Below are 15,777 nucleotides of genomic sequence, written 5' to 3'. Positions count from 1 at the left end.
CAGGAAGCGGGCGTTTGCCACTGATCGGGACGTCGCAGATCATCTGACGTGACCGTACTCAGATCCGTCGGAGCGCTCGGCCTGGCGGGGGCGCTCGGCGGGGTGCTGGCGGCCGCGCTGGCCGCGCCGCTGGTCGGCGGGGGCGGCCTGGCCGCCATGAGCGTCACGAACACCTTCGTGGACCTGCCGCCCGCCCCGCGCGAGGAGCCGCTCGCCCAGGTGACCAGGCTGCTGGACAAGGACGGGCGGCCGTTCGCCCAGTTCTACGAGGCCAACAGGACGGCCGTGCGGCTCGGCGCGGTCGCGCCCGTGATGCGCAAGGCCATCGTCGCGATCGAGGACGCCCGCTTCTACGAGCACGGCGGCCTCGACGTCAGAGGCACCATCCGGGCGCTGCTCACCAACACCCAAGCGGGCGGCATCCGGCAGGGCGGCTCGTCCCTGACCCAGCAGCTCGTCAAGAACATCCTGGTGGAGAGCGCGCGCAGCGACGCCGAACGCGACCGGGCGCGCGCCCCCAACCTCGCCCGCAAGATCACCGAGCTGCGGTACGCGCTGGCGCTGGAGAAGAAGTACCGCAAGGACGAGATCCTGGAGCGCTACCTCAACATCGCCTACTTCGGCGCCGGCGCGCACGGCGTGGAGGCGGCCGCCAGGCGCTTCTTCTCCACCACGGCCTCCCGGCTGACCCTGACCCAGGCGGCCACGCTGGCGGGGGCGGTGCGCATGCCGTACTCGACCGACCCCTCGCTCGGGCAGGCGCAGCGGGAACGCCTGAAGATGCGCCGCGACCTCGTGCTCGACCGCATGGCCGGGCTCAAGCAGATCACCCCGCAGGAGGCCGCCGCCGCCAAGGCGGCGCCGCTGGCCATCAAGCTGCGCCCCGAGCCGGGCGGCTGCGCGCAGAGCCGGTACCCGTTCTACTGCCTGTACGTGCAGCAGGAGCTCCTGTCGAACCCCGTCTTCGGCAACACCGCCCGCGAACGCCAGGTCAGGATGGCCAGGGGCGGCCTGACGATCAGGACCAGCCTCGACCCGATCGCGCAGCGCGCCGCCGAACGGGCCATCCGCGAGCGCGTCTCACCCGAGGACACCGAGGTCGCCGCCGAGGCCATGGTCGAGCCGCGGACCGGGCGGATCAGGGCGATGGCCGCCAGCAAACGCTTCGGCCGCAACCCCGGCGACCGCAAGAACGGCCCCAAGACCACCTTCAACCTGCCCGCCGACGTGGCGCACGGAGGCGGGCAGGGCTTCCAGGCCGGCTCCACGTTCAAGGTCTTCACCCTCGCCACCGCGCTGCAGCAGGGGTGGCGCTTCGGCGACGGGTTCCAGACGCCCGGCTCGCTCGTACCCGGGCAGGGCTACCGCGACTGCTCCGGCCGGCCCGTCAACGACCCCGACACCCGCGTGCTGAACGCCAGCGGCGAGGGCGAGGGCGGGCCGCACAGCATCGAGACCGGCACGTGGAAGTCGGTGAACATCTTCTACATGATGCTGGAGCGCAAGGTCGGGCTCTGCAACGTCGTCCGCATGGCCAGGACGCTCGGCATCACCAGGGCCGACGGGAAGCCTCTGAAGGAGGTGCCGACGTTCACGCTCGGGGTCAACGAGATGGACCCCGTGACGGTCGCCGCCTCGTTCGCCGCCTTCGCCGCCCGGGGACTGTACTGCCGGCCGCTCGCCATCGTGGAGATCGTCGGCAGGGACGGGCGGCGCACCCACGTCCCGCCCTCCTGCGAGCAGGCCCTCGACCGCGGCGTCGCCGACGCCGTCAGCCACGTGCTCCAGGGCGTGTTCGACAAGGGCACCATGAAAGGGCAGTCCCTCGGGCGGCCCGCCGCCGGCAAGACCGGCACCAACAACGGCTACACCTCCGCCTGGTTCGCCGGCTACACGCCGCACCTCGCGGCGGCCGTCAGCGTCGGCGACATCCGCGGCTCCTACCGCTTCCCCCTCCAAGGGGTGCAGATCGGGGACCAGTACTTCGGGTCGGTGCAGGGGGCGTCGCTGCCCGGGCCGATCTGGGTCGACTCCATGGACGCCGCCCTGCGCCGGACCGAACCCCGCGGCTTCCCGGGTCCCGACATGTCCCGCTTCGGCGGCGGCCACACGCCGGGGCTGGAGAAGGCGCTGGCGGAGGAGGAACGCAAGAAGCGCGGGAACCACCCGTTCGGACGCCGCTACCGGAGGCTGTTCGAATGGCTCCTCGGCCAGGGCCCCGGCACACCCTCCCTGGAATGGCCACCCCACCACGGGGACCGCCCCCACCACCTCGTCATACGCCCGCGGCGTGACCACCCCCACCGCCACCGCCCAGCCCTGCCCCTTGAAGGCCATCACCAAGGCCGGAGACGGTGACCGGACCCGCGCTACGCTCCGGCGTGCCGCGGCGCCGACCGGCGGGTGAGGTGCGGGCGCGTGCGGCCCTGCGCCGGCCTGCCGTGCTGTGCGAGCGCTCGGTGCGCTGCCTCCGGTGATGCGCTGCCTCCGGTGATGCGGTGCGGGCGCGTGGTGCGGTGCCGGTCGGTGGTGAGGTGCACGCGTGTGCCCTGCGCTGTGGTGTGTGCTGGCCCGCCGTGCTCTGCGGGCACCGGTGTGCCGCCCTCCTGCGGTGCGGGCGCGTGGGGCGTTGCCGCCTGGTGGTGTGGTTGCGCCCGTCGCCGCTGCCCCGGGGCCGGAGGGTGGGCGGCCCCTTCCCCCTTCACCCCGGAAGGAGCTCGGCCGGAGTGCGGTGGGGAAGGGGTGGGGTCAGGCGGTCTTGCCGATGGGGGCCGTGACGGCGCGGGTGAGGGTGATGAGGTTGTCGGGGGAGGTCTCGATCTGGAGCCCGCGCTTGCCGGCCGAGAAGTAGATCGTCTCGAAGTCCAGTGCCGACGAGTCGACCACGGTGGGGAGTTGCTTGCGTTGCCCGAGCGGGCTGATCCCGCCCACGACGTACCCCGTGACCCGCTCGACCTTGGCGGCGTCGGCCATGGCGGCCCGCTTGCTGTTGAGCGCGCCGGCCAGGGCCTTGAGGTCGAGCTTGCCCGCCACCGGCACGACCGCCACCGCCAGCCCGCTCTCCACCTCCGCGACGAGCGTCTTGAAGATGCGCTCGTACGGTACGCCGAGCGCGTCGGCGGCCTCCTCGCCGTAGGCCGCGGCGGCGGGATCGTGCTCGTACGGATGAAGCGTGAACTCCGCCCCCGCCTTGGCCAGCGCCATGGTGGCCGGAGTGCCCCCAGTCTTGGTTTTGCGCGACATGGTTGATGACCATAGCGCGATGGCTGACGATCATGGTGCGGGTGCCGCCGTTCGAGTCGGGGCGCTCACCCCGGGGTCGTGCGCACCCGGCCGGGCGTGTACCCGAACGCTCTTCTGAACACGTCGATGAACGCGCTCGCCGACGCCCACCCGCACCGGTGCGCGACGGTGGTCACGGGGAGGCCGTCGGCGAGCAGGAGGAGGGCGTGGTGGAGGCGGAGCTGGGTGCGCCACTGCGGGAACGTCATCCCCAGCTCGGCCCTGAACAGCCGGGCCAGCGTACGGTCGCTGGTGCCGGCGCGGGCGGCGAGCCGGGCGAGGGGGCTGGGGTCGGCCGGGTCGCGGTGCAGGACGGCGCAGACGGCGGCCAGGCGGGGGTCCCGGGCGGTGGGGAGGTGGAGCGGCTGCTCGGGGGCGTGCTTGAGCTGGTCGAGCAGCACCGCCAGCAGCCGCGCCCGCTCCCCGGCACGCCCCTGCGAGTCCCCGGCACGCCCCTGCGAGTCTCTGCCGTCCCGCCGCGCGTCGGCGGCGTCGTGTGACGGGTCGCCGGTGTAGGCGATGATCAGTTCGCGGAGCAGGGGGCCGACTGCGAGGACGGCCGGGCGGTTGAGGCCGAGGGGGTTGTGGGTGAGGCCGACCAGGCGGAGGTCCGTGTCGCCGTGGGCGCGGTGTTCGTGGACGGTGCCCGCCGGTACCCAGAGGGCGCGGTTCGCCGGGGCGACCCAGGTGCCGGCGTCGGTGGTGACGGAGATGACGCCGCGGCCGGCGTAGGCGATCTGGTGGGTGTCGTGGCGGTGGGCGTCGATGCCCGCCCCGGGTGCCAGGGGGCGCCTGCCAGTGGGAGCTTCGGACAGGTGGCGGATTTCCGTCATGTGTTGGCATTTTATCGGAAGCGGGCCATCCGTCCCCGGGGCGAGGATCGAGGGGTGAACAGGATCCCCATGCTCGCCGCCGGCCACGCCACCGTGGACTTCTACCAGGGCGCGGTCCCCGCGCTCGTGCCGTTCCTCGTGGCGGGGCGCGGTTACGGGTACGTCGCCGTGTCCGGCATCGTGCTGGCCGCCACGCTGCTGTCGTCCATCGTGCAGCCGATCTTCGGGGTGCTCACGGACAGGTGGCGCATGCCGTGGCTCATCCCGGCGAGCATGGTCCTGGCGGGGACGGGGGTCGCCGTGTGCGGCGTCTCGGACTCGTACGTGCTGACCTGGCTGGCGGCGGCCCTGTCCGGGCTCGGCGTGGCCGCCTACCATCCGGAGTCGGCGCGCCTGGCCAGGATGGCGAGCGAGGGCAGCCATGTGCGGATGAGCTGGTTCGCGACGGGCGGGACGCTGGGCTTCGCGTCGGCACCCGTGCTGGTGACGCCGCTGCTGGCGGGGTGGGGGCTGGGCGCCTCGCCGCTGCTCGTGCTGCCCGCGGTGCTCGGCGCGGTCCTGACGCTGCCGGCGATCGTGGCGTTGTCCGGTGGCGCTCCGCGGGGACGCGCGGAAGGTCCGGTCACGGGGCGGGACGACTGGGCGTCGTTCGCCCGGCTGACGCTCGTGATCGTCTTCCGCTCGGTCGTGTACGTCGGGCTGAGCGCCTTCGTGGCCCTCTACATGGGAGGCGGCGCGGCCGGGGCGGTGGCGTTGTTCGTGCTGTTCGCCGGCGGGGCGGTGGGCACGGTGGTGGGCGGCCGGGCCGCGGCGCGGCTGGGGCGGGTGCGCACGATGCGGCTGTCGTACGCGCTGGCCGTGCCCGCCGTCGCCGGCGTGGTGCTCGTACCCGGCCCCGCCGCGTACCTGTTCGTCGCCGCCTCCTCCATCGCCCTGTACGCCCCGTTCTCCCTGCACGTGACGCTGGGGCAGGACTTCCTGCCGACCAGGGTGGGCACGGCCAGCGGCGTCACCCTGGGGCTGGCGGTCAGCGTGGGCGGCGTGGCCAGCCCGCTGGTGGGGGCGGTGGCCGAGGCGGCGTCGCTGCGGACGGCGCTGGCCTGCCTGATCGTGTTCCCGCTGCTGGCCCTGCTCATGGCCCGCACGATCAAGGAGCCGGTGCCCGCCGCCTGACCGGCCCGCCGCCGGAGCAGCCAGGCCGCCTGACCAGCTGAAGGAGGCCGTCCGACCGGGCCGGAGGCGATGGCCGCCGTCCGGTCGAGCGGGAGGCGGTGGCCGCCGTCCGATCGGGTGGGAGGCGGTGGTGCCACCGGCTAACGGGTGGTCGCCAGGCGCAGGACGCTGGTGTTGTCGCGTTGCGCCGGGTCCAGGCGGGTCGAGGTGACGCGGGCCGTGACCGGCAGCCGGTCCGGCGCGCCCGGTGCCACGCGGACGCGGGCCTGGAGCCGTACCGGATGGCCCGGATGCAGGCTGCCGATCGTGCAGGACGCCTCGCGTTCGCCGCTCCTGCACGTGGCGCCGCTGATCGAGGCCAGGCTGGCGCCGGGCGGCAGGGTGAGCGTGACGGGCACCTGGGCGGCGGCCATCAGCCCGCGCATGGTGACGGTGGCGGTGAGCGTGGCGGTGCCACCGGCCCGCACCGGTCGGGCGGGGCCCGTCAGAGTGATGGAACGCGCGTCGTACACCCCGCGCGGGTCGGCCCGCTTGACGATCGCGCCGTACCCGTCGAGGTTGATCGCGTTGGCCACCGAGTTGCCGTCGGACTCGCCGTCCTCCTTGCCCGCCGACAGCACCCCGACCAGGTCGCCGGTGCCCTTGACCACCCACGGCCCGCCGCTGTGCCCCTTGAACAGGTGGCAGTTGAACGTCTCCATCCGCCCCGCCTTCGACGTCGCCGCCGCGCTGCGGGCGGCGAGCACGCCGTCGCCGTGGGCGATCCCGAGCGCCGGCCTGGTCCTGCCCAGGCACCAGAGCTGGTCCCTGCCGTCGTACGGCTTCCTGCCGAGCAGCCCCGGATAGCCGGTGGTCGCGATCGTGTGCTTGCCGCCCTGGTTGAGCAGCGGGGTGAAGGCGCCCACGGCGTCCTGGAGGGTGCGGCTGCGGCGGCCGACCTCGATGAGGGCGACGTCGTAGATGGAGTTCCAGTCGCCGCCGGGCGCGCCGGTGTAGCCGTCGGGTTTCCACGCGCGCCGCCCGCCCCAGCGTCCGTACGGCTCGCGCTGCCGTACGGTGGCGCCGCGGCCGTCGTAGGCGGGCACGAACGCGAAGCTGGTGTGCCAGCGGCCGGTCGCCGCGCCGGCGGGCACGCCGTACACGCAGTGGGCGGCGGTGACGACGAGCAGCCTGGACGCCGAGCGGACCACCGAGGCGCTGCAGGAGTCGCCGTTGCCGGCCGCGTTGACGAAGAACAGGCGGCCGGTGATCCGGCTGGCCGGCGTGCTTGTGTACGGGCGGCGCACCCGGGCGTAACCGTTGGTGTCGCCGCCGGGCGTGATGCGTTTGGCGGAGGGCACGCTGCGCCGCTCGGCCGCCCCGCCGCTGTCGTCCGACTCCTCACCGGCGCCCGTGCCTGAGCCCGTGCCTGAGCCCGTGCCTGAGCCCGTGCCCGGCCCTGTGCCCGTCCCGTCCGCGCCGACGCCTGCACCGGCGCGGACGCTCGTGCCCCCGCCGACGCCCGATCCCGATCCCACGCCCGCGCCCACTCCCGTGCTGGGGACGCTGGGCGGCAGGTCGGCGGCCTTGGCCTTGGCCTGCTTGTTCGCCGTCCAGTACCGCACCGCCCGTCCGGGACGCATCACCGGCGACGCGGCGGCCCCCCAGGGGCGGCCCTGCGGAGCGGGCCGCACGGTCTGGGCGACGGGCGCCGTCTGGAGGGAGGGTGGTGACTGGCCGGTCGGTGTGGTGCCGGTGGCGGGCGGCGGGTCGGCCGCCGCCGGCAGGTCGGCGGGCAGGGCGAGTGTGACCCCGGCCAGCGTGGTCAGGGTGGTGACGAGAGTTTTGCGCACAATGTCCCCCGAGCGGCTCGATGACCTCTGGTCACCTTAAGTCACCAAATGGTGACGATGTGCTGTCGGGGGGTCCGTGTCGGGTAAATCAGCCCGCGGCGGCGTCCCCCTGCCCGGGGAGGAGGTCGGCGGTGCTCGCCTCGCGCGGATCGCGGTCGGGCCGCAGCCCCCGCCACGACGGGTGCCGCAGCCGCCCGTCGCCGGTGACCTCGGCGTACTGCACCTCACCGACGACCCGGGGCTCCACCCAGTGGGCGTCGCGGGCGTGCTCGCGCGGCACCACCTCGTCGAACGGCGAGTCGTCCCGCTCCAGGGGTATGAGCCGGTCGTGCAGGTCGCGCAGCATGGCCTCGGTGAAGCCGGTGCCGACGTGGCCGACGTACCGCAGCCGGCCGCGCGGGTCGTAGGCGCCGAGCAGCAGCGATCCGATCATCCCCGAGCGCCGCCCGCCGCCCGGTTTCCACCCGCCGATGACGATCTCGACCGCGCTGACGTTCTTGATCTTGGTCCACTCGCCGCTGCGCCGGCCGGGACGGTAGGGCGAGCCCATCCGCTTGCACACGACCCCTTCGAGCCCGAGCTGCCGCGAGGAGTCGAACGCCTGGGACGCGTGGTCGGCGAACCACACGGGCACCTGCCACCGGTACCCGGGCCGCAGCGTGCCCTCCAGCAGCTCGCGCCGCTCGGTGTAGGGCCGCGCGAGCACGCCGGAGTCGTCGAGGTGCAGGATGTCGAAGGCCATGTACGTGACCGGCACCGCCCTGGTCAGCTCGGCCACGGCGGCCGGGTTGCGCTGGTGCATGCGGGGCTGCAGCGCCTCGAAGCTGGGCCGCCCGGCGTCGTCGAAGGCCACCACCTCACCGTCGAGGACGGTGTCGTGCCGGCCGATGGCGCCGGCCATGAGCTGCAGCTCGGGGTAGGCGGGGGTGATGTCCTTGCCGTTGCGCGACATCAGCCGGACGGCGCCGTCCTCGATGTAGGCGAGGGCCCGCACGCCGTCCCACTTCATCTCCACGGCCCAGTCGTCGCCCTGGACGGAGGTCAGCGTCCCGAGCTGGGCCAGCATCGGCGCGTAGGCCGGCAGCCGCACCATGGCTCATGCCGTACCCCGTCCGCTTGATCGACAGTGGTGAGGAGGGGTCTACAGATGGTCAAGAGGTCTGTCTTCGACCAGTTCGGCCAGGTCCACGCCGTGCTGGCCGAGCTCGGAGACCGTGGTGCAGTAGCCGCGCAGGTAGGTGCGCCCGTTGACCTGGTGGGAGACACGCAGCAGCGGGCGATCGTCCAGAATGATCGCCTCGACGAGGATGCCGTCCGGCCCGCGCCACTGTCCCATGCCGGTAAGGGTATGCGCCCGGACATGATGGACACGTCAACGGCGGCCCTCTCCCGGGGTGCCGAGCAGGGCGGGGCCCGGCTCGGGAACGCCGTCGGGCCAGGTGCGGCGCAAGCGCAGCACGGCCGCGGGGGCGTCGGGCGATTTGACGAACGCGTCCTCGACGGGGAAGCACAGGTAGCCGAGGGTCGTCCAGACGTGGTGGCCGCCCAGGTCGAAGCAGCGGGCGCCGTGCTCGTCGTGGCGGGGGAAGCCGGTCATGGCGAAGTAGAGGAAGCCGGAGTAGATCCCGCCGATGCCGTGGACGTCGATCCTGCCGCGCTCGCCCGGCTCGACGAGCAGGTGCGAGTGCACGGTGTCGGAGCTGGGCCAGGGGCTGGTGGTGCCGACCCCGTGCGTGTAGCCGCCGGTGAACGCGGCGTGCCCGGGCACCGTGATGTCGATCGTGCCGCCGGCCGCCCACCCGCCGGACGCGGTGACGGCCTTGCGGATCTCGCTGGTCACGGAGTACCGCAGCCGGGTGCCGCCCGCGGCGGTGGCGGTGGCGGCCCGCCACGGGTAGCGGGTGCCCAGGCGGCCGCCGAACGCCAGGTGCTCCGGGTAGCGGGAGATCAGCTCCTCGAAGTGGTCGAGCACGAGCCTTTCCGTGGGGTGGGTGGCGCGCTGGCCGATGACGGTGGTGCCGCGCCGCCGCTCGTCGTCGGTGAAGCAGCCGCCGCAGACCTTGCGTACCTCGGCCCAGTGCTCCTCGCCCGGTTCGGCGGCGGGGACGTTCTTCCACAGGGCGCCGCGCGGCACGCCGGCGGCGGCGACGTGGGAGGGGATCGCGTAGCCGGGGTCGATGCCGGGCCGGCCGGACGAGCGGGATGCCCGCCACCGCGCCGGGCTCGGCGGTCGCGACCGGGTGCAGGGCCGCGGCGTGCTGGAGAGATGAGCAGATCGTCCGGCCCGGGTGATGTGTGCCGGTGCTGGTGTGGTGCATGAGACGGCCCCTCTACGACACGTGCCCGGCCGTAAAGATGACGTAACGTTAGCTTTTGATTACTCAAAGTTTTTCTTGGCGGAGACGTTAGATCCGGCCGCTCCCGGGCAGTTGTGACCCCTTGAGCTTTTCCCTGCCGTGGCCGTGCCCCCGTGACGGCCACGGCTTCCGCCCCGGCAGGCCCGGTCCGGGGTGATGGTGGCCGCGGGGCGCGCGTCGGCGAGCGCCCGCCCCGCGGCCTTCACTTGCGCCGCGCCCGACGTGCCGCCCTCGAAGCGCCGCGCCCGACGTGCCGCCCTCGCAGCGCCGCGCCCGACGTGCCGCCCTCGCAGCCGCCCCCAAAGCGCCGCGCCCGACATGTCCGCATGATGGACAGAACCAGATTCAGGGCCCGGACTCCGTAGACTGTCAGGGTGATTTCCCGTATTGACATGCGCGGTTCTCTGCCGGAGGACCTGCGCGACGTGCTGCCCCGCGCCGAGCTCGACGTCGAGGCCGCCCTGGAGAAGGTGCGGCCCATCTGCGACGACGTGCGCCATCGCGGGGCGGCAGCCGTACGGGAGCTGACCGCCAGGTTCGACGGTGTCGAGATCGCCTCCGCCCGCGTGCCCGCCGAGGCCCTCGACCGGGCCCTCGCCGAGCTCGATCCCAGGGTCAGGGCGGCGCTGGAAGAGTCGATCAGGCGGGCCAGGCTCGTCCACCGCGACCAGCGGCGCGCCGACGTCACCACGCAGGTCGTGCCCGGCGGCACGGTCACCGAGCGGTGGGTGCCGGTCGATCGCGTGGGCCTCTACGTCCCCGGCGGCCGCGCGGTCTATCCCTCCAGCGTCGTGATGAACGTCGTGCCCGCGCAGGAGGCGGGCGTCGGCTCGCTGGCCGTGGCCAGCCCGGCGCAGAAGGCGTTCGGCGGCCTGCCGCACCCCACGATCCTGGCCGCGTGCGCGCTGCTCGGCGTCGACGAGGTCTACTCCGTGGGCGGGGCGCAGGCGGTGGCCATGTTCGCGTACGGCACCGAGGAGTGCGCGCCCGTCACCATGGTGACCGGCCCCGGCAACATCTACGTGGCGGCGGCCAAGCGGCTACTCAAGGGCCTGATCGGCATCGACTCCGAGGCCGGCCCCACCGAGATCGCCATCCTGGCCGACGAGACGGCCGACCCGGTGCACGTCGCCGCCGACCTGATCAGCCAGGCCGAGCACGACACGATCGCCGCCGCCGTGCTCGTCACCACCAGCCCCGAGCTGGCCGACGCGGTGGAGAAGGAGCTGCCGAGCCAGGTCTCGGCCACCAAGCACTCCGAGCGCATCACCGAGGCGCTGAGCGGCAAGCAGTCCGGCATCGTGCTGGTGAGCTCGATCGACGACGGCCTCAAGGTCGTCGACGCCTACGCCGCCGAGCACCTGGAGATCCACACCGCCGACGCGGCGGCCGTCGCGGCGCGCGTGCGCAACGCCGGCGCGATCTTCGTGGGCACCTACGCGCCCGTCTCGCTCGGCGACTACCTCGCCGGCTCCAACCACGTGCTGCCCACCGGCGGCTGCGCCTGCCACTCCAGTGGCCTGTCGGTGCAGTCGTTCCTGCGCGGCATCCACGTCGTCGACTACAGCCGCGAGGCGCTGGCCGGCGCGGCGGCCCACGTGTCGGTCCTGGCCGACGCCGAAGACCTGCCCGCACACGGCGCGGCGATCCGCGCCCGATTCGACTGGCGAGTGCCCGAGTGAACCTCGACGACCTGCCCATCCGCGACGACCTGCGGGGCAAGACGCCGTACGGCGCGCCGCAGATCGACGTCCCGGTCCGGCTCAACACCAACGAGAATCCCTACCCGCCCTCGCCCGAGCTGGTCGCCGACCTGGCCAGGGCGATCGGGGAGCAGGCGGGCGAGCTCAACCGCTACCCCGACAGAGACGCCGTCGAGCTGCGCGCCGAGCTGGCCGCCTACCTCGGCCACGGGCTGAGCACCGAGCAGGTGTGGGCCGCCAACGGCTCCAACGAGGTGCTCCAGCAGATCCTCCAGGCGTTCGGCGGCCACGGCCGCAGCGCCATGGGGTTCGAGCCGTCCTACTCGATGCACCCGATCATCACCAGCGGCACCAGCACCGAGTGGGTCAAGGCCAGCCGCGAGGACGACTTCTCGCTCGACCCCGGCAAGGCCGTGGCCGCGATCGAGGAGCACCGCCCCGACATCGTCTTCATCACCTCGCCCAACAACCCGACCGGCACCGCGCAGCCGCTCGACACGATCGAGGCGGTCGCCGCGGCGGCGCCCGGCATCGTGGTGGTCGACGAGGCCTACGCCGAGTTCGCCCGCGAGGGCACGCCGTCGGCGCTGACGCTGCTGCCCGCGCACCCGCGCATGATCGTCACCCGGACGATGTCGAAGGCGTTCGCCATGGCCGGCACCCGCGTGGGCTACCTGGCCGCGCACCCGGCCGTGGTGCAGGCGCTGCTGCTGGTGCGGTTGCCGTACCACCTGTCCACGCTCACCCAGACGGCGGCGCGCGTGGCGCTGCGGCACCAGGAGGAGCTGCTCGGCACCGTCGGCGCGTTGCGCCGCGAGCGTGACGACACGGTGACGTGGCTGCGCTCCCAGGGCCTGGCCGTGGCCGACTCCGACGCGAACTTCGTGCTGTTCGGGCGCTTCCCCGACCGGCGCAAGGTGTGGGAGGCGATGCTGGAGCGCGGGGTGCTCATCCGCGAGGTGGGCCCGCCGGAGTGGCTGCGTGTCTCGATCGGCACCAGCGAGGAGATGGCGGCCTTCCGCGCCGCCCTGGAAGGAGTGCTTTGAGCCGCGTAGGTCGCATCGAGCGTGTCACCAAGGAGACCTCGGTCCTGGTCGAGGTGAACCTCGACGGCACCGGCCGGGTCGAGGTGGCCACCGGGGTCGGCTTCTACGACCACATGCTGGCCCAGCTCGGCAAGCACGGGCTGTTCGACCTGACCGTCAAGACCGAGGGCGACCTGCACATCGACTCGCACCACACGATCGAGGACACCGCGCTCGCGCTGGGCGCGGCGTTCCGCGAGGCGCTGGGCGACAAGTCGGGCATCAGGCGGTTCGGTAGCGCGTCGTGCCCGCTCGACGAGTCGCTCGCCCAGGTCACCGTCGACCTGTCCGGCCGCCCCTACCTCGTGCACACCGAGCCCGAGGGCATGGCGCCGATGATCGGCCCCGAGTACGACACGACGATGACCCGCCACATCCTCGAGTCGTTCGTCGCGCAGGCCGCGATCTGCCTGCACGTGCACGTCCCCTACGGCCGCAACGCCCACCACATCGTGGAGGCCCAGTTCAAGGCGCTGGCCAGGGCGCTGCGCGAGGCGTCCGAACTCGACCCCCGCGCCACTGGGGTGCCCAGCACCAAGGGCGTGCTATGACCGACAACGTCCTCGCCATCGTGATGGTCTTCCTCGGGTTGTTCCTGGCCGGTGGCGTCTTCTCCCTGGGCAAGCAGGGGCTCAAGATCGGTGCGGCCGTCTGCGCGCTGGGCGCGGCGATGGCGATCACGGCGGGGGTGCTGTGGTGGTGAGCAAGAAGAACGTCGTGGTGCTCGACTACGGCTCGGGCAACCTGCGCTCGGCCGAGCGGGCCCTGGCCAGGGCCGGCGCCGAGGTGACCGTCACGCCCGACTTCGAGGCGGCGCTGGAGTGCGACGGCCTCGTCGTGCCCGGCGTGGGCGCGTTCGAGGCGTGCATGAAGGGCCTCAAGGCCGTGCGCGGCGAGCAGATCGTCGGGCGCCGCCTGTCCGGCGGCCGGCCGGTGCTCGGCATCTGCGTCGGCATGCAGATCCTGTTCGCCAGGGGCGTCGAGCACGGCGTCGAGACCGAGGGCTGCGGCGAGTGGCCCGGCACGGTCGAGCGGCTGGAGGCGCCGGTGCTGCCCCACATGGGCTGGAACACCGTCAAGTCGCCCGCCGGCAGCGTGCTGTTCGACGGCCTCGACGCGGCCACCCGCTTCTACTTCGTGCACTCCTACGGCGTGCGCGAGTGGGAGCTGCGCACCGGCGAGGGCTTCGCCGAGCCGGCCGTCACGTGGGCCGAGCACGGCGTGCCGTTCGTGGCCGCCGTCGAGAACGGCCCGCTCATGGCCACCCAGTTCCACCCCGAGAAGTCCGGCGACGCCGGAGCCGCGCTGCTGCGCAACTGGCTCCAGACGCTGTGAGCCCGTCATGAGCAAGGAACGCGCGCGCCGCCGGGCCGAGCGGGAGGCCGAGCGGGCGCGCGCGATCCGGGCCAACGAGGAGCGGCAGGCCCGCCGGGCCCGCCGCCGCGCCGTGTTGGCCCGCCTGACGCCGCGCCCGGTGCGGTTCTACCGCCAGGGCGGCGTGCTGGCCCGCCGCCACCGCGCCCAGAACGCGGTGGTGGCGCTCGGCTTCCTGCTCGTGCAGGTGATCGTCTGGCTGATCTGGGGCTCGTTCCCGCTCAGCTTCGGCGTGCTCGTCTTCTCCCTGCTGCTCGCACCCGTTGTCGTGACCCTCGCTTTCGACCGGAGGACCTGAATGTCGCTCGTACTGCTGCCCGCCGTCGACATCGTGAACGGCCAGGCCGTACGCCTGACGCAGGGCGAGGCCGGCACCGAGACCGTCCACGGCACGCCCCTGGCCGCCGCGCTGGCCTGGCAGGAGGCGGGCGCCGAGTGGATCCACATGGTCGACCTCGACGCCGCGTTCGGCCGGGGCAGCAACCGCGAGCTGATCGCCGAGGTGATCGGCAAGCTCGATGTGAACGTCGAGCTGTCCGGCGGCATCCGCGACGACGAGTCGCTGGCCACCGCCCTGGCCACCGGCTGCCGCCGGGTCAACATCGGCACCGCCGCCCTGGAGAACCCGGAGTGGTGCCGGAAGATCATCGCCGAGCACGGCGACCGGATCGCGGTCGGGCTCGACGTGCGCGGCACCACCCTCGCCGCCCGCGGCTGGACCGAGGACGCCGGCGACCTGTGGGAGGTGCTCGACCGGCTGGAGTCCGACGGCTGCCCCCGCTACGTCGTCACCGACGTGACCAAGGACGGCATGCTCCAGGGCCCCAACCTCGACCTCTACCGGCGGATCTGCGCCCGCACCGACCGGCCGGTCATCGCCAGCGGCGGCGTTTCCAGCCTCGATGACCTGGTGGCACTGGCTTCTCTCGTCCCGGACGGAGTGGAGGGCGCCATTGTGGGCAGGGCGCTCTACGCTCACGCGTTCACGCTGGAAGACGCGCTTTCCGCGGTACGCGTGTAGCTCGCCGGGAGGGGGCGGGATGAGCGTCAGCAGCATCGGCATGGAGAGCACCGGTTACCGGGTGTTTTCTGGCGGCATCTGGGAGGAGAGGTACGGCTACGCCCGGGCCGTGGTGGCGGGCGAGCGGGTGATCGTGTCCGGCTGCACGGCCACGGTGGCGGGCGAGGTGCGGCACGTCGGAGACCCGTACAAGCAGGCACTGACCGCGATCGACATCGCGCTCGAAGCCGTCCTGATGGGCGGCCTGACGCGGGAGGACGTCGTCATGGTCCGCTACTACGTGGTGGAGCAGCGCCACTTCGACCCCGTCGGACAGGCCATCCACGAGGTCTTCTGCAAGGTACGGCCGGCCTGCACAGGAGTGCGGGTCGCGGGGCTGGTCGACCCTAGAATGCTGGTCGAGATCGAAATAGAGGCACTGCGAACATGACCGTAGCGGTAAGAGTCATCCCCTGTCTCGACGTCGACGCCGGACGCGTGGTCAAGGGCGTCAACTTCGAGAACCTGCGCGACGCGGGCGATCCCGTCGAGCTGGCCAGGCGCTACGACGAGGAGGGCGCCGACGAGCTGACCTTCCTCGACATCACGGCGTCCTCCGGCGAGCGCGAGACGATGCTCGACGTCGTGCGCAGGACCGCCGAGCAGGTGTTCATCCCGCTCACCGTCGGCGGGGGAGTGCGCTCGGTCGACGACGTCGACCGGCTGCTGCGGGCCGGTGCCGACAAGGTGTCGCTCAACACCGCCGCCATCGCCCGGCCGGAGCTGCTCACCGAGGCGTCCAGGCGGTTCGGCGCGCAGTGCGTCGTGCTGTCGGTGGACGCGCGCCGGGCCCCCGGCACCGCGAGCGGCTTCGAGGTGACCACGCACGGCGGGCGGCGCGGCACCGGCATCGACGCCGTGGAGTGGGCCGCCCGGGGCGAGGAGCTCGGGGTGGGCGAGATCCTGCTCAACTCGATGGACGGCGACGGCACGCTCGACGGCTACGACCTGGAGATGCTGCGGGCGGTCAGGGCGGCCGTGCGGGTGCCGGTGATCGCCAGCGGTGGCGCGGGCCGGCTGGAGCACTTCCCGCCGGCGGTGGCGGCGGGCGCCGACGCCGTGCTGGCGGCCAGCGTCT

General features: G+C 73.2%; 17 protein-coding genes. 11 read left to right on the top strand and 6 right to left on the bottom strand.

The window, feature by feature from the left end:
- Positions 1-48: 48 nt before the first annotated feature.
- The gene (locus HCN51_RS49410) at positions 49-2,358 is read left to right on the top strand and encodes a transglycosylase domain-containing protein (RefSeq protein ID WP_346434079.1); all 2,310 of its coding nucleotides are present in this window, start codon (positions 49-51) and stop codon (positions 2,356-2,358) included.
- Positions 2,359-2,748: 390 nt separating this feature from the next.
- Here the strand turns inward: HCN51_RS49410 and ybaK are convergent, their stop codons facing one another.
- Positions 2,749-3,243, bottom strand: a complete 495-nt coding sequence (ybaK, locus tag HCN51_RS49405; RefSeq protein WP_168019353.1) for a Cys-tRNA(Pro) deacylase — start codon at positions 3,241-3,243, stop codon at positions 2,749-2,751.
- Positions 3,244-3,308: 65 nt separating this feature from the next.
- The gene (locus HCN51_RS49400; RefSeq protein ID WP_168019343.1) at positions 3,309-4,115 is read right to left on the bottom strand and encodes an AraC family transcriptional regulator; all 807 of its coding nucleotides are present in this window, start codon (positions 4,113-4,115) and stop codon (positions 3,309-3,311) included.
- A 54-nt stretch (positions 4,116-4,169) separates the two neighbouring features.
- On the opposite strand from HCN51_RS49400, the gene HCN51_RS49395 reads away from it, so the two are divergent.
- Positions 4,170-5,288, top strand: coding sequence for an MFS transporter (locus HCN51_RS49395; RefSeq protein ID WP_346434078.1), 1,119 nt, complete (start codon positions 4,170-4,172; stop codon positions 5,286-5,288).
- Positions 5,289-5,428: 140 nt separating this feature from the next.
- On the opposite strand, the gene HCN51_RS62745 is transcribed toward HCN51_RS49395, so the two are convergent.
- The 4 genes from HCN51_RS62745 to HCN51_RS49370 form a co-directional block, all read right to left on the bottom strand.
- Positions 5,429-7,120, bottom strand: coding sequence for a DUF11 domain-containing protein (locus HCN51_RS62745; protein WP_206068804.1), 1,692 nt, complete (start codon positions 7,118-7,120; stop codon positions 5,429-5,431).
- Positions 7,121-7,208: 88 nt separating this feature from the next.
- The gene (gene ligD / locus HCN51_RS49380) at positions 7,209-8,213 is read right to left on the bottom strand and encodes a non-homologous end-joining DNA ligase (protein ID WP_168019339.1); all 1,005 of its coding nucleotides are present in this window, start codon (positions 8,211-8,213) and stop codon (positions 7,209-7,211) included.
- A 48-nt stretch (positions 8,214-8,261) separates the two neighbouring features.
- Positions 8,262-8,456: a hypothetical protein gene (locus tag HCN51_RS49375; protein WP_080041033.1), complete on the bottom strand. Its 195-nt coding sequence runs from the start codon at positions 8,454-8,456 to the stop codon at positions 8,262-8,264.
- 36 nt (positions 8,457-8,492) lie between these two features.
- A complete protein-coding gene (locus HCN51_RS49370; protein ID WP_168019337.1) occupies positions 8,493-9,254 on the bottom strand; it encodes a hypothetical protein in 762 nt (253 codons plus the stop codon).
- A 597-nt stretch (positions 9,255-9,851) separates the two neighbouring features.
- On the opposite strand from HCN51_RS49370, the gene hisD reads away from it, so the two are divergent.
- The 9 genes from hisD to hisF all read left to right on the top strand — a co-directional run.
- Positions 9,852-11,159, top strand: coding sequence for a histidinol dehydrogenase (gene hisD, locus HCN51_RS49365; protein WP_168019335.1), 1,308 nt, complete (start codon positions 9,852-9,854; stop codon positions 11,157-11,159).
- Entirely contained in the window at positions 11,156-12,226 is a 1,071-nt protein-coding gene (locus tag HCN51_RS49360; RefSeq protein ID WP_168019333.1) for a histidinol-phosphate transaminase, read from the top strand. Before hisD ends, HCN51_RS49360 begins: the two co-directional genes overlap by 4 nt.
- Positions 12,223-12,816: an imidazoleglycerol-phosphate dehydratase HisB gene (gene hisB / locus HCN51_RS49355; RefSeq protein WP_080041029.1), complete on the top strand. Its 594-nt coding sequence runs from the start codon at positions 12,223-12,225 to the stop codon at positions 12,814-12,816. Before HCN51_RS49360 ends, hisB begins: the two co-directional genes overlap by 4 nt.
- Entirely contained in the window at positions 12,813-12,968 is a 156-nt protein-coding gene (locus HCN51_RS49350; protein WP_168019310.1) for a hypothetical protein, read from the top strand. The genes hisB and HCN51_RS49350 overlap by 4 nt, the downstream gene beginning before the upstream one ends.
- Positions 12,962-13,600, top strand: a complete 639-nt coding sequence (gene hisH, locus HCN51_RS49345) for an imidazole glycerol phosphate synthase subunit HisH (RefSeq protein ID WP_346434077.1) — start codon at positions 12,962-12,964, stop codon at positions 13,598-13,600. Before HCN51_RS49350 ends, hisH begins: the two co-directional genes overlap by 7 nt.
- 7 nt (positions 13,601-13,607) lie before the next feature.
- Entirely contained in the window at positions 13,608-13,937 is a 330-nt protein-coding gene (locus HCN51_RS49340; RefSeq protein WP_080041028.1) for a hypothetical protein, read from the top strand.
- Positions 13,938-14,660 (top strand): bifunctional 1-(5-phosphoribosyl)-5-((5-phosphoribosylamino)methylideneamino)imidazole-4-carboxamide isomerase/phosphoribosylanthranilate isomerase PriA, encoded by a 723-nt coding sequence (priA, locus tag HCN51_RS49335; protein WP_168019306.1) that lies wholly within the window; start codon positions 13,938-13,940, stop codon positions 14,658-14,660.
- Positions 14,661-14,679: 19 nt separating this feature from the next.
- Positions 14,680-15,090, top strand: a complete 411-nt coding sequence (locus tag HCN51_RS49330) for a Rid family hydrolase (protein WP_080041026.1) — start codon at positions 14,680-14,682, stop codon at positions 15,088-15,090.
- Positions 15,087-15,777 (top strand): imidazole glycerol phosphate synthase subunit HisF (gene hisF, locus HCN51_RS49325; protein WP_168019304.1); only part of this gene is annotated, 691 nt, incomplete at its 3' end. The genes HCN51_RS49330 and hisF, both read left to right, overlap by 4 nt.

This window comes from Nonomuraea composti, from assembly GCF_012034275.1.
Classification (GTDB): Bacteria; Actinomycetota; Actinomycetes; order Streptosporangiales; family Streptosporangiaceae; genus Nonomuraea; species Nonomuraea composti.
This window is presented reverse-complemented; position numbering and strand designations above follow the sequence as displayed.

What these genes read in the sequence shown, in the direction of transcription:
- ybaK (WP_168019353.1), bottom strand. Translation starts at nt 3,243, where the DNA reads ATGTCGCGCAAAACCAAGACTGGGGGCACTCCGGCCACCATGGCGCTG.
- priA (WP_168019306.1), top strand. Translation starts at nt 13,938, where the DNA reads ATGTCGCTCGTACTGCTGCCCGCCGTCGACATCGTGAACGGCCAGGCC.
- HCN51_RS49350 (WP_168019310.1), top strand. Translation starts at nt 12,813, where the DNA reads ATGACCGACAACGTCCTCGCCATCGTGATGGTCTTCCTCGGGTTGTTC.
- HCN51_RS49375 (WP_080041033.1), bottom strand. Translation starts at nt 8,456, where the DNA reads ATGGGACAGTGGCGCGGGCCGGACGGCATCCTCGTCGAGGCGATCATT.
- ligD (WP_168019339.1), bottom strand. Translation starts at nt 8,213, where the DNA reads ATGGTGCGGCTGCCGGCCTACGCGCCGATGCTGGCCCAGCTCGGGACG.
- HCN51_RS49340 (WP_080041028.1), top strand. Translation starts at nt 13,608, where the DNA reads ATGAGCAAGGAACGCGCGCGCCGCCGGGCCGAGCGGGAGGCCGAGCGG.
- HCN51_RS49330 (WP_080041026.1), top strand. Translation starts at nt 14,680, where the DNA reads ATGAGCGTCAGCAGCATCGGCATGGAGAGCACCGGTTACCGGGTGTTT.
- HCN51_RS49400 (WP_168019343.1), bottom strand. Translation starts at nt 4,115, where the DNA reads ATGACGGAAATCCGCCACCTGTCCGAAGCTCCCACTGGCAGGCGCCCC.